Raw genomic sequence first — 12,300 nt, 5'->3', positions numbered from 1 at the left:
CAATATATTTCATGCATAAATTATGCATGAAATATCAAAAAATGTCGGTGCAGAATTACAGCAAATGATTGTTCGGTTTATGAGTTATGCAAGTTGTCTATTCTTTGTAAGAATAATTTTATTGTTTAATTTGGTTTGTGAATATAATAAAAGATTGTGTTGCTTTAACTCTTCTAATGTTTTTGGTTTGCCATGATTTTTAAAATAATTCTTAGTTGCATAAAAGTATTTGTGATGGATACTAAATAAATGGACATGAGGTTCATTCGTATTTTTTTGACTTATTCTTAGGGAAATATCATAGTTTTCTTCATTAATATCTATAACTTTATCCGAAAGAAATAAATCAATTTTAATAAGAGGATAAAGGGTCATAAAGTTTGAAATAATTTCTGAAAGATAAGTTTGTTGAAATGAAAGAGGGGCATTGATTCTTAATACGCCTCCAGGAAACTCCTGATCATAAGTAAAATCACTAGTAGCCCATTCAAATTCACTCATGATTATTTTAGAGTGCTGGTAAAATTTTTCTCCTGAATGGGTCAAACTCATGTTTCGAGTGTTCCGAATAAATAAAACAGTATCAAAAATAGTTTCTAAATAACAAATTCTTTTTGCAACTTGATCTCTAGTGATACCTAAATTACGTGAAGCACTGCTGAAATTTCCATGTTCAACGACACTAATAAAAGTATTTATACAGTCTAATTTATCCATTCAATTTTAGAGAGATCGTTTTAATTATTGTTAAAGTACCTGAATACAATATTTGTATCAATAATTGTATCTTAGAGGGATACAGTCTGTATCTAATTTTATGAGTAGTGTCTTACATCTAATTATGATTTTATAAGGATTCGTATATAAATATGTAGTGATACAAAACATGAATAAGTCACTTTTAGAACAGCTTTCTCCAACCAATTGTCAAATTATTTTTATTGATCAGCAACCTCAAATGGCATTTGGTGTACAGTCAATTGACCGTCAAACTTTAAAAAATAATGTTGTTGGTTTAGCAAAAGCTGCAAAAGTTTTTGATATTCCAACAACGATTACAACAGTAGAGACAGAGAGTTTTTCTGGACATACATACCCTGAATTACTTGATGTTTTCCCAAATGCTCCACTTTTAGAGCGTACATCAATGAACTCTTGGGATGATCAGAAAGTACGTGATGCACTAGCAAAAAATGGTCGTAAAAAAGTAATTGTTTCTGGTCTTTGGACTGAAGTTTGTAATATCACTTTCTCTTTTGGCGCAATGCTAGAAGGCGATTATGAAATTTATATGGTAGCTGATGCCTCAGGTGGTACGTCAAAAGAAGCACATGATTATGCTATGCAACGGATGATTCAAGCTGGTGTTATTCCTGTGACTTGGTAACAGGTTTTACTTGAATGGCAACGTGATTGGGCCAAACGTGAGACTTACGACGCGGTGATGGATATCGTGCGAGAACACTCTGGTGCATATGGCATGGGGGTAGATTATGCGTATACCATGGTGCATAAAGCTACAGAAAGAACAAAAAATCAACATGAAGTATTAGCGCCAGTCCCAGCTAAATAAAATTTTTAAAAATGAGGTATGCAATATGCGCGTTTTAAAAAAATAAATTCAGCTACAAATGGAGAAGATCATGACCGATGTACAGCTGATTCTCAAGAATGGAAAAATAACAACACTTGATCCTCAAAAGCCAGAAGTAGAAGCCATAGCCATGGCCGATGGGAAAGTTGTGGCGATAGGCGATGAACACAGCATTATGAAGTTGGCAAAAGATTCAACAAAAATTGTGAGTTTGAATGGTCGTCGTGTGATTCCTGGTTTAAATGACAGTCATTTGCATATTATTCGTGGCGGTTTAAATTACAATATGGAACTGCGCTGGGAAGGTGTTCCATCAATTACTGATGCATTAAATCTCTTAAAACAACAAGCCGATAATACACCAGCACCGCAATGGGTACGAGTGGTTGGTGGCTGGACAGAATTTCAATTTGTTGAAAAGCGTTTACCAACTTTAGCTGAAATTAACAAAGCAGCACCTGACACACCTGTATTTATTTTGCATTTATATGCCAGTGCAATGCTGAATCGCGCTGCCCTAGCTGTGCTTGGTTTTAATAAAGATACGCCAGATCCACCGGGTGGAAGAATTGAACGAGATGAAAAAGGTGAACCAACAGGATTGCTTCTTGCAACGCCATCTGCCGCTATTCTGTATTCAACCTTGGGGAAAGCACCAAAATTACCTGTAGAAGATCAAGTTAATTCAACACGCCATTTTATGCGTGAGCTAAACCGTTTAGGTTTAACTTCAGCAATTGATGCTGGGGGAGGAGGTCAAAACTATCCTGAAGATTACGATGTTATTCGCGAACTTCATGAAAAAGATCAAATGACAGTTCGTATTGCGTATAACTTATTTGCGCAAAATGCAGGAGCAGAACTTGAAGATTATAAAAAATGGACTGAAATGACCTTTCCTGGTGATGGTGATTCATTGCTGATGATGAACGGTGCAGGTGAAAACCTGACTTGGTCAGCAGGCGACTTTGAAGATTTCTATGAACCACGTCCTGATTTGCCTGAAAAAATGGAAGGTGAACTAGAAGCTATTGTCGAGCATTTATCTGATAAGAAATGGCCGTTCCGAATCCATGCGACTTATGATGAAAGCATTGCCCGTTTATTAGATGTCTTTGAGCGTGTAAATGGGAAAAAGCCATTCGAGACCCGCTTTATTATTGACCATGCTGAAACAGTATCTGAAAAAAATATAGAGCGAATTGGTGCATTAGGGGGAGGGATCGCGATTCAGCATCGCATGGCATATCAAGGTGAAATTTTTGTACAGCGTTATGGTACAGAAGCTGCAAAAGATACACCACCTGTGAAAAAAATGCTTGAGTTGGGGGTTCCAGTTGGTGCGGGTACAGATGCAACACGTGTGGCATCTTACAATCCGTGGGTGTGTTTAGCTTGGCTAACAACAGGAAAAACAGTGGGTGGTTTGCCGCTTTATGATGAGAAAGATTTGCTTGATCGTCAGACTGCGTTAAAACTTTGGACGAAAGGTTCTGCATGGTTTTCAGGAGAACAAAGTCAAAAAGGTGCATTAGTAACTGGTGAGCATGCTGATTTAGTCGTACTTTCTGATGACTACTTTGCTGTTGAAGGCGATGAGATCCAGTTTATCGAATCAGTGATGACAATTATGAACGGTAAAGTCGTTTATGCAGGTGCTGAATTTAAACAAGAAGATCCACCACTTCCACCAGCTTCTCCTGAGTGGTCTCCAGTCAAACGCTTTGGTGGGCAATAGCGTAAGTCTGAAAACCGTAATGCACCTTCCTTACAACCTTTACAAAGCGGTTCATGTGCTTGTTCTAGTAGTTGCGGTATGCATGCACATTCACATGCGTGGATGCTTGATATTCCTGTGAATGATAAAGATAAAAAAGCATTCTGGGGAGCGTTAGGCTGTTCATGTTTTGCTTTCTAAATGCTATTTGAAAAAACCCACCTGAAATAGGGTGGGTTTTAGAGAGTCTTTCATGAAAATGTATCTTATTTCTTTGGCAGCAGGACTGCTTGTAGGTGTTCTGTATTACTTACTCAATGTGAAATCCCCAGCTCCTCCATTGGTTGCACTATGTGGCTTATTGGGTATGGTGATTGGTGAGCAACTGATCCCTATGATTAAAAATTTAATGAGTTAAAAACAAAAGCTTTTGAATAAATGATGTGAATTCATCTAGGAAAACTTCTAAGTTTTAATGCAGGTTATGTCGGCACAGCGGGTTTTTATTGCTACACCTGTAACAGGTAACTTTGGGGGATTTAGTCTCAGATAGCCACGTTGGTGCATGAGTGAAACTTGCTACTTTGCCCATGTTCTGTATTACAGTTTTATTGATGAAATTGTTTAATCAGCAATTTTTAAAACTCCTATGCATTTCTTCCAAAGCTTATGTTTGTGTTTTTTAGTTTAGACGCAGTATTTTCAGTTTTTATTTACTTTGTCCTAATTGCGATACGGTCATGAGTTTTATTGTTGGTATGTTGCTAGTTTTGGCAATGGTAATACAAAAAGCCATGCATCGTATTCATTGGATCAAAGGATCTCTGACCATGGTGATGACAGGTTCAATTACACAGCTTATGCTTGATATGGGGGAAACTTTTCTCTAATCCTACTACAGAAAAAATCACAGATTTATCAACGTTTATATTCAATCTTGTTGACTATGTTTGGTTTCACTTTGAGATGTGTCGTTGCTGTGATCGTATATAAGTTTACGCTTTCATCGCTGGTTATTGTTCCATCGATCTTATTGATTTTGACTTATATCTATCGAGAAAATTATAAAAAAGCCCAATTTTTATATGATTTAATTTATTCAGGATTTAAAAATGGAAAATGTAGAAACGGTTAAAACTAAAGGGTTTTGGAGTATTTGTCGAGATCCAATTTTACTGACCATTGTAGGTGGTGCAATTGATACCATTGGTTTTATTGCATTATTTGGTTTTTTTACTGCACACGTGACAGGAAACTTAGTCTTGGCGGGCGCAGCATGGGTCAAAGGTGGGCCTGGTATTTGGATTAAACTTGGCGCAATCCCATTATTTATTTTAACTGTGGTAATTACCAAATATTGGATTGACCGCAGCATGCAAAAACACATCACTTTAAGTTATTTGTTTTTGGGTGAAGCCATTTTTTTAACAGGTTTTATGCTTGCAGGACTGTATTTTGAACCATTTAAAGATGCCGATAGTGTAACAGTGGCAATTACAGGTGGTTTAGGCCTAATTGCGTTAGCGATTCGAAATACCTCAAGTAAAACCTTAATTAAACACATCAGCCCAAGTACGATGATGACAGGTAATACTACACAGCTTGGGATTGATATTTCAAATTATCTGCGAAAAAAAAGTGATGATAACAAACATAAGTTACAACATAGCTTAAGTATAGTCATTGGTTTTGTAATTGGCGCATTTTTAGGTGCATTTTTATATGTTTACTTAGATTTTTGGAGTGTTGCTTTCTTTATTATTCCTGTGTTGTATTTGTCTTATCTTGCTGCAAAACAACGATTTGTTGAGCCGCAATAGGAGTAACAGATGAATAAACTCCGATTAGAAACAATCAGTGATGGAATTTTTGCAATTATTATTACGGTCATGCTATTGGAGCTTAAAATTCCTGAAGGTCAGGATTTATCAGCACTAAAAGATGAATTACATCTGATTTTTAGTTATATCCTGAGTTTCATTTATGTCGGAATTTATTGGAATAATCATCATCATTTATTCCAAGTGGTGAAAAGCATTAATGGAAAAATTTTATGGATAAATTTACACTTAATGTTTTGGTTAACCATGATTCCCTTGACCACAGGGTGGTCTTCTTATAGCAATTATGCCCAAATACCGACAGCGCTGTATGCATTTATTCTTTTTATGTGTTCATTGTCCTATCATTTGTTGGAAAAAACGCTTATCAAATCAGAGGGAGAGGACTCCTTAGCTGCCAACTTGCTAGGTAAAGACAATAAATTATTTATTTCTGTAATACTTTACGGCACATCCATTTTTCTCAGTTTTATCAATACAAAATTGACATTACTTACTTTGGGAATGCTGGCAATTTTTTGGTTTTTACCCAATAAAAAGATTGAACAATATTTTAAAGAACATCAAAGCTAACAGTGATCAGGGTGTCATGATTTGAATTGAGCAATAACAAAGCTGATCCACTTTGTTATTTTGTTAAATACATGTAAAATTACATTTAAAAATACTGATACCAAATTTGTGAAAATAATAAATAAAGTGTATTGTTTTTATGCTAAGTTGCGTTAAAATCATCCCAAAGGATGAGTTTATGAATAATAATCAGCGATAAACTTCATGTAAAAGAACATCAATATGGATATGAGTCAGATGAATAGTAACATGTTGTTAAATGGTGAAACGGTTGTCGGTCAGGGCGAAGCTTTTGCAGTGTTAAATCCTGCAACAGAGCAAACGATTGTCGAGATGAACAGTGCAACAGTTGAACAAGTTGATCAAGCTGTACAAGCTGCGCGTGCTGCATTTAAAACATGGCAGCATGTGACTGATCAGACGATTAATGAAAGTTTTCTGAAAATTGCACAAGATATTCGCGCAGAAAGTAATGAAATTGCTCAGTTGATTACCACTGAACAGGGTAAACCGTTAGCTTTGGCACAATTTGAAGTTGAAGCTGGTGCAAATTGGATTGAATACATAACCAGTTTGGAAGTGCCAGTCGAAACCATTGCCGATCCGAGTGGCAAGACAATAAAGGTTTATAACCGTCCGTTGGGTGTTGTGGCTTCAATTACCCCTTGGAATTGGCCATTTATGATTGCAATCTGGCATTTCTTTCCTGCGCTGAAAACCAAAAATACCGTGGTGAACAAACCATCTGAATTTACCCCACTCAGCACGATTAAACTGGTTGAAATTATTAACCGTCATTTGCCAAAAGGTGTGTGTAATATTGTCTTAGGTAAAGGCGATGTAGGTCAGGCACTGAGTGAACATACTGATGTGGATAAAGTGACGTTCACAGGTTCAACGCGTACCGGTCAAAGCATTCTAAAACATTCGGTAAATACCTTAAAGAGTGTGGTGCTTGAGTTGGGCGGCAATGATGTCGGGATTGTATTAGATGATGTCGATGTCGATGTTGCAGCCGAAAAAATCTTTGGTTCTGCATTCTTGAATATGGGGCAAACCTGCGCAGCATTAAAGCGCTTATATGTACACGAAAATGTTTATGATGCGCTTACACAGAAACTAACTCAAATCGCCAATGCGCAAGTGGTCGGTAGTGGATTAGATTCAACGACTACATTTGGTCCAATTCAAAATCATGTGCAATATAATAAAGTCAAAGGCATGATTGAGGATGCTGTGGCACAAGGTGGTCAGATTATCACTGAGGCGAAAAAAGTAAGTGAACATGGTTATTTTATTCCACCAACGTTAGTGACCAACGTCACAGAAGGCATGCCTTTGGTCGATGAAGAACAGTTTGGTCCAGTCTTACCAATCATCAAATTTAGTGATGTTGATAATGTGATTGAACGTGCCAACAAGAGTATTTTTGGTTTAGGTGGTTCAGTTTGGAGCAAAGATTTAGATCGTGCACAAGAAATTGCCAGCAGACTTGAAACAGGTACGGTTTGGATTAATAGCCATTCTGATGTTTCACCCGCGGCCGAGTTTGGCGGCTGGAAAATGTCGGGGTTAGGTTACTCTTTTGGTTTAAGTGGATTATTATTGTTTACACATAAACAAGCCATTCATATTTCTCAATAATGAGAAAAATAGATCAATATGTGTGATTGATGAGAGAGATTCTAGGTTTTAATATACTTGTGTATTAACTATATTAAAACCGTAGAAAATATTCTAAATAAATATTTTTGACTATACATCGGTCACCTTATTTATTGGCAGGAAGCTAATAGTTTTGTTCTATTTATTAGATTAAATTTTCAAAAGGATGATGAAAATTTATGTTTAATCATAATTTTATTCAGCAATTTAGCCAGAATTTTATTGCTCAAATCAAACACGCTTCCGATATTGATGGTTTTCTAACATATAAAATTGATAATATTCAACATGCCTATGATTTTGAGCAAGGTGGAATATCAAAAAGTGCAATTGATGAATATTTAAATGGCAAAATTGAATATGATCCTGTGAGCTTTCAGCATTTTTATCATGATGATCAGAACATTGTACTTTTGGGGCAACATCAACCCAATGAAATATTTTTAAACTTTATGCAGCGCTGGCAAGTTGAAGATACTGCTGAATTTTTCTTCAGAAAGCGCGATGGACAACCGATCTTTGGTCTGAGTATTTTTAGAGAATGGGGCAAAGTCAAATTTAATCAGCAAGAAAAGAAAATATTTGAAGCCTTTCATAGATTATCTATCGATCACTTTCATCATCATGTCGACATGATTAACAAAGATAAAATCATGGATCAATATCAATTAACCAAAAAAGAAATTGTGGTTTTGGAGGAATTATTTACAAATTTGGAAGCCATTCAAATTTCCAAAAAACTCAATTGTAGTTTGTCGACCATAAAAACTCATGTCCAACATATTTATCAGAAATTAAATGTAAATAGCAGACAAGAATTGGTGTGTAAACTAATCAGATAGTCAGACATTTAATATGTTTAAATAGATTCTATAACAATTTTTTTTATATCAATCCATAAAGATCTTGTTGGATTTAAGTGCTTCGTATTTATGCTGGGTTTATGCCGAAAATCTATTTATAAGGGCTTATTCAGCAATAAACAGTAAAATATAGACGGAAAGACTTAGAAAATTGATTGGCTATTATGCTCTTAGTTTGACGAAGGTAAAGAAACTGCACATTAAATTATATGGTGGCGAACTCGGCGCCAAGTATTGTCAAAGTAAGTGAAAGAGGTGAACGTTCATGAGCTACTCTAAACACATTTATAGAAGTAGGCAGACCTCATACACGAATTTTGGCTTGAAATTAAATGATTGAGGAAAACTTTAACTTTTAATCTAACTCAGCTATGCATGGTTAAAAGCAAATTCAAATAGACATATGCAACTGAGGATAATGTTTCTGGATGCTGCATCTAGACGATACATCGACTGGAAGTGATTTTAAAGGGAAAGAGTTTGTTGTGGATAAGCTATTATTCTTATATAAAATAAAGCACTCCGATGATGCCGCTGCATGTGTCGTTACCCTGAACCCGATGAGTTCAAGGTGGACGCGACGTATACTTGCCGGGTTTCCCACTCGAAGGCGGGCATACACTCTAAATATACAGAACGCAATCCATAAGTTTAAGTATCGGCAGGGGAATAGACCCGCTGGCGAACATCTCAGAGTTAAGCCTAGTATAACGGATAAACCCATACTGGCAAATCATCGTAGGCAAAGAACTGTAAAATTAAGTGCTATTTGTCGAGAGATTATGCAAATAAACGTGAAACTAGGTAAGCGTTTTGACATCTTCAAGAATGGTGCTGAGTAAACGTTCACAATGTGCATATTCCTGTAAGGATTTATTCATTGCGAGCACTTCTTGCATAAGCTCAAGAGCAACCATAATAATCAGTTTACTGGGTTCAATGCGCGGTGCTTGACGTCGAAATTCATCATATTTGTCATTCAGCAATTGTGCAGCACGTTCTAACTCTGGCTTTTTATCTTCTGTGGTGGCTAAACGAAAGCTATGTCCCAATACACGCAGTTCAACAGGAATTTGTTCACTCATGATTGCATTTCCTCATTTACTTCGGTGGGATGGGCCAATTGTTGAATTTCTTGTGCATGCTGGTCTTGTTCAGTACCTAAAATAGATAGGCGCTGAATAATCGTTTCCACTTTGGTACGTGCCAACTCATTTTTTTGTAACAATCTATCACGTTCCTGCTGCAAACTTTGAATTTCTTGCTGCGCATGACGTTGTTCATTCTGCATTTTTTCTTTAATGACACGTAATTCATTACGTTCACTTAAAATATCCTGAAAACGATTTTTTAAATCGGTACAGCTTTTTTCCAAACGGCTGTAACGGTCTGCTAAAGCAGTTGCATCGGTATTCAGTTGCTTAAATTGGGACTGGACTTCAGTCAATTGCTCTGTAAGGTTCTCAATTTCTTCTTGTTTTTTGGTAATGATACCGTTTTTATGCACAACTTGGGCATGATGCTGTTCAGCTGCTGTTGCGCTGGCTTCAGTTAATGCATTATTTTCAGTTTCATAATGCGTGAGTCGGGATTTTAAAACGCCAATATGCGCCTGTAGACGCTGTAATTCTTCTAACATAACGTAGTCGCACAGTGTTGCAAACAAAGGTAATATATAAGAAGTATAGAGATTGGATAAACGAATGCAAGACGATATTTCAGGTTGGTCGGAATGGAACCAACATTTTTCACAAATTGAAGAGATTTCAAGCCCAAGTGAGTTACATGGGTTACTCACAGGTATAGTTTGTGTGACTGAATCACCGACGCGTGAAGAGTGGCAACAAATTTTAGCGACCCTTAATGTTCCAGAATTAAGTGATATGGCTTTAACAGTACTTACTGGTGAAGCAGAAGACGTATCGCATGCACTCTCGGAAGATGAATTAGACTACTTGCCTTTATTACCAGATGATGAACATGTGTTGGTAGATCGCGTGCAAGCACTGGCAGACTGGTGTGCAGGTGTAGTATTGGGTTTTGGTTTAGCATCAGGTCATATTCGTGCCGATGAAATGGAGCTGATTGAGCATTTACAAGATGTGGCTGCCGTTGAATTTGAAGAATCTGACAATGACGAAGAAGGTGAGGACAGTTATCTAGAACTGTATGAGTTTGTACGCTTGATTCCTGTGAGCTTGGCTTTAGGTCGCACGAAAGTAGCGGTAGATGAAAGTTCATTGTTGCAAAACTTTCATGCCAAAATGCAGCAGAATAAAACGAGTACTGACAACAGTGTTGTAGAAATGTTTACACCACATCGACCAAGTTAATTTTGGTCGATTTTTTGCTTTAAGATCGCAAACACAGCAACCCTATTCTTTATTCAACAAGACCGAAGAACATTCAATGAAAAAACTGACTCAAGTAGATTTTAAGGAACGTCGTGACCGCCTCGCAGAGGAAATGGGACCACACAGTATCGCGATTATTGCCACCAGCCCAGTGGCCATTCGTAATCGGGATGCAGACTATAAATTTCGAGCGGACAGTAGTTTTTTCTATTTGACGGGGTTTGCAGAACCAGAAGCGGTTGCTGTGATTGAAACGTATGAATCTTTAGATGAAGGCTATACCTATAGCTTGTTCTGCCGTGAACGTAATCGTGAGATGGAAATCTGGAATGGCTACCGTGCAGGAATTGACGGTGCAATTGATGATTATGAAGCCGATGAAGCTTATGCGATTGATTTACTTGATGAAGAAATCATTGAGAAATTACTGAATAAACAGAAATTATTCTATCGGATTGGACACAGTTCTGAGTTTGATGTCCGTGTCAGCAAATGGATTCAGCAGGCAGATGCACAACAACGCCGTGGCAATGAATCGCCAGCACAAGTGATTCAACTGGATCGTATCTTAGATGAAATCCGTTTATTTAAAACACCACAAGAAATTGAATTGATGCAAATTGCATCGAACATTAGTGCAAAAGCCCATACTCGTGCCATGCAAACTGTGCATGTGGGCATGATGGAATATGCATTGGAAGCCGAGCTGAATTATGTATTTGGGCAACAAGGTTGCGTACCAGCCTATAACAGTATTGTGGGTGGGGGTGCCAATGCCTGTATTTTGCACTATGTGGAAAATAATCAAGAATTAAAAGATGGTGATTTGGTTCTGATTGATGCTGCTTGTGAATATGAGCTGTATGCGTCCGACATTACCCGTACTTTCCCTGTAAATGGCAAGTTTAGCCCTGAGCAAAAAGCGTTATATGAAATTGTATTAAACGCACAGCTTGCAGCAATTGAGGCGGTCAAAATTGGCAACTCCTATAAAGAGCCACATCATGTTGCAGTGCGTATTTTGGTAGAAGGCTTATTGTCACTTGGTATTATGCAGGGTGATATTGAACAGATTATTAAAACCGAAGCTTATCATCAGTTTTATATGCATGGCACGGGACACTGGTTAGGCATGGATGTGCATGACGTTGGCGCATACAAACAAGCTGGTGAATGGCGTCCTTATGAAGAAGGGATGGTTGTAACGATTGAACCAGGTCTTTATATTGCGCCAGATGATGAAACAGTGGATGCAAAATGGCGTGGGATTGGTATTCGTATTGAAGATGATGTCGTTGCGACTGCCAATGGGCCACTGGTTTTAACCAAAGGCGTTGTAAAATCGATTGCAGATATTGAAGCATTAATGGCTTAAGGATTAACAAGATGAAAGCCAATCTTATGATTGGCTTTATCATTTTGAATAGCAATATTTCATAGAAGATAATTTGCGTAAAATAGCTCCTTGATATGGGGCTATTTTTTTTAAGTTTTGTATAAAGTATATTTTGCTCGTTTGATGGAAACTAAATTATTTTACATATAGCGATACATTAGGGCGTGTCCTTATTTGGCTTTACACCAAATGAACATACAAGCAATGTAAATCATAGACTGATAATTTCGTGCCAGCTTATCAAATCGGGTTGCAATCGCTCGAAAATGTTTTAACCTCGCAAAGGCATTTTCAACT

Annotated in this window: 11 protein-coding genes, 1 other RNA gene and 3 pseudogenes; 10 read left to right on the top strand and 5 right to left on the bottom strand. The window is 37.2% G+C overall.

Annotation, left to right across the window (positions count from 1 at the left end):
- Positions 1 to 84: 84 nt before the first annotated feature.
- On the bottom strand, positions 85 to 717 hold the full coding sequence (locus DCO44_RS16285; protein ID WP_116763710.1) for a LysR family transcriptional regulator: 633 nt from the start codon (positions 715 to 717) through the stop codon (positions 85 to 87).
- Between the two features lie 169 nt (positions 718 to 886).
- On the opposite strand from DCO44_RS16285, the pseudogene DCO44_RS16280 reads away from it, so the two are divergent.
- The 8 genes and pseudogenes from DCO44_RS16280 to DCO44_RS16245 all read left to right on the top strand — a co-directional run bounded on the left by DCO44_RS16280 (position 887) and on the right by DCO44_RS16245 (position 8,232).
- Positions 887 to 1,573, top strand: a pseudogene (locus DCO44_RS16280) (hydrolase).
- A gap of 70 nt (positions 1,574 to 1,643) precedes the next feature.
- Positions 1,644 to 3,512: pseudogene (locus DCO44_RS16275) on the top strand (amidohydrolase).
- Positions 3,513 to 3,564: 52 nt separating this feature from the next.
- Positions 3,565 to 3,729, top strand: a complete 165-nt coding sequence (locus tag DCO44_RS16270; RefSeq protein WP_116763708.1) for a DUF1427 family protein — start codon at positions 3,565 to 3,567, stop codon at positions 3,727 to 3,729.
- A 322-nt stretch (positions 3,730 to 4,051) separates the two neighbouring features.
- A complete protein-coding gene (locus DCO44_RS16915) occupies positions 4,052 to 4,201 on the top strand; it encodes a hypothetical protein (protein ID WP_228157563.1) in 150 nt (49 codons plus the stop codon).
- A gap of 222 nt (positions 4,202 to 4,423) precedes the next feature.
- Positions 4,424 to 5,131, top strand: coding sequence for a YoaK family protein (locus tag DCO44_RS16260; protein WP_116763706.1), 708 nt, complete (start codon positions 4,424 to 4,426; stop codon positions 5,129 to 5,131).
- A 9-nt stretch (positions 5,132 to 5,140) separates the two neighbouring features.
- Positions 5,141 to 5,725 (top strand): TMEM175 family protein, encoded by a 585-nt coding sequence (locus DCO44_RS16255; protein ID WP_116763704.1) that lies wholly within the window; start codon positions 5,141 to 5,143, stop codon positions 5,723 to 5,725.
- Between the two features lie 237 nt (positions 5,726 to 5,962).
- Complete coding sequence (locus tag DCO44_RS16250) at positions 5,963 to 7,369, top strand: aldehyde dehydrogenase family protein (protein WP_116763712.1); 1,407 nt, start codon at positions 5,963 to 5,965, stop codon at positions 7,367 to 7,369.
- 200 nt (positions 7,370 to 7,569) lie between these two features.
- Entirely contained in the window at positions 7,570 to 8,232 is a 663-nt protein-coding gene (locus tag DCO44_RS16245; RefSeq protein ID WP_116763702.1) for a helix-turn-helix transcriptional regulator, read from the top strand.
- A 536-nt stretch (positions 8,233 to 8,768) separates the two neighbouring features.
- Here the strand turns inward: DCO44_RS16245 and ssrS are convergent.
- From ssrS to DCO44_RS16230, 3 genes are all read right to left on the bottom strand, one after another.
- A non-coding RNA gene (gene ssrS / locus DCO44_RS16240) (6S RNA) lies at positions 8,769 to 8,953 on the bottom strand.
- Between the two features lie 100 nt (positions 8,954 to 9,053).
- Positions 9,054 to 9,338 carry a cell division protein ZapA gene (locus DCO44_RS16235; RefSeq protein WP_116763700.1) on the bottom strand — a complete coding sequence of 95 codons (285 nt, stop codon included), beginning with the start codon at positions 9,336 to 9,338 and terminating at the stop codon, positions 9,054 to 9,056.
- Complete coding sequence (locus DCO44_RS16230; RefSeq protein WP_116763698.1) at positions 9,335 to 9,892, bottom strand: hypothetical protein; 558 nt, start codon at positions 9,890 to 9,892, stop codon at positions 9,335 to 9,337. The genes DCO44_RS16235 and DCO44_RS16230 overlap by 4 nt, the downstream gene beginning before the upstream one ends.
- 64 nt (positions 9,893 to 9,956) lie before the next feature.
- Here DCO44_RS16230 and DCO44_RS16225 point away from each other — a divergent pair, with 64 nt between their 5' ends.
- A complete protein-coding gene (locus tag DCO44_RS16225; protein WP_116763696.1) occupies positions 9,957 to 10,586 on the top strand; it encodes a UPF0149 family protein in 630 nt (209 codons plus the stop codon).
- 76 nt (positions 10,587 to 10,662) lie between these two features.
- A complete protein-coding gene (pepP, locus tag DCO44_RS16220) occupies positions 10,663 to 11,982 on the top strand; it encodes a Xaa-Pro aminopeptidase (protein ID WP_116763694.1) in 1,320 nt (439 codons plus the stop codon).
- Between the two features lie 191 nt (positions 11,983 to 12,173).
- On the opposite strand, the pseudogene DCO44_RS16215 reads toward pepP, so the two are convergent.
- Positions 12,174 to 12,300: pseudogene (locus tag DCO44_RS16215) on the bottom strand (IS5/IS1182 family transposase); the annotation flags it as partial.

It is taken from the genome of Acinetobacter sp. AM (assembly GCF_003105055.1).
GTDB classification, from domain to species: Bacteria; Pseudomonadota; Gammaproteobacteria; order Pseudomonadales; family Moraxellaceae; genus Acinetobacter; species Acinetobacter tibetensis.
Note: the sequence above shows the minus strand (reverse complement) of the source record. Positions and strands in the feature narration are given on the sequence as shown.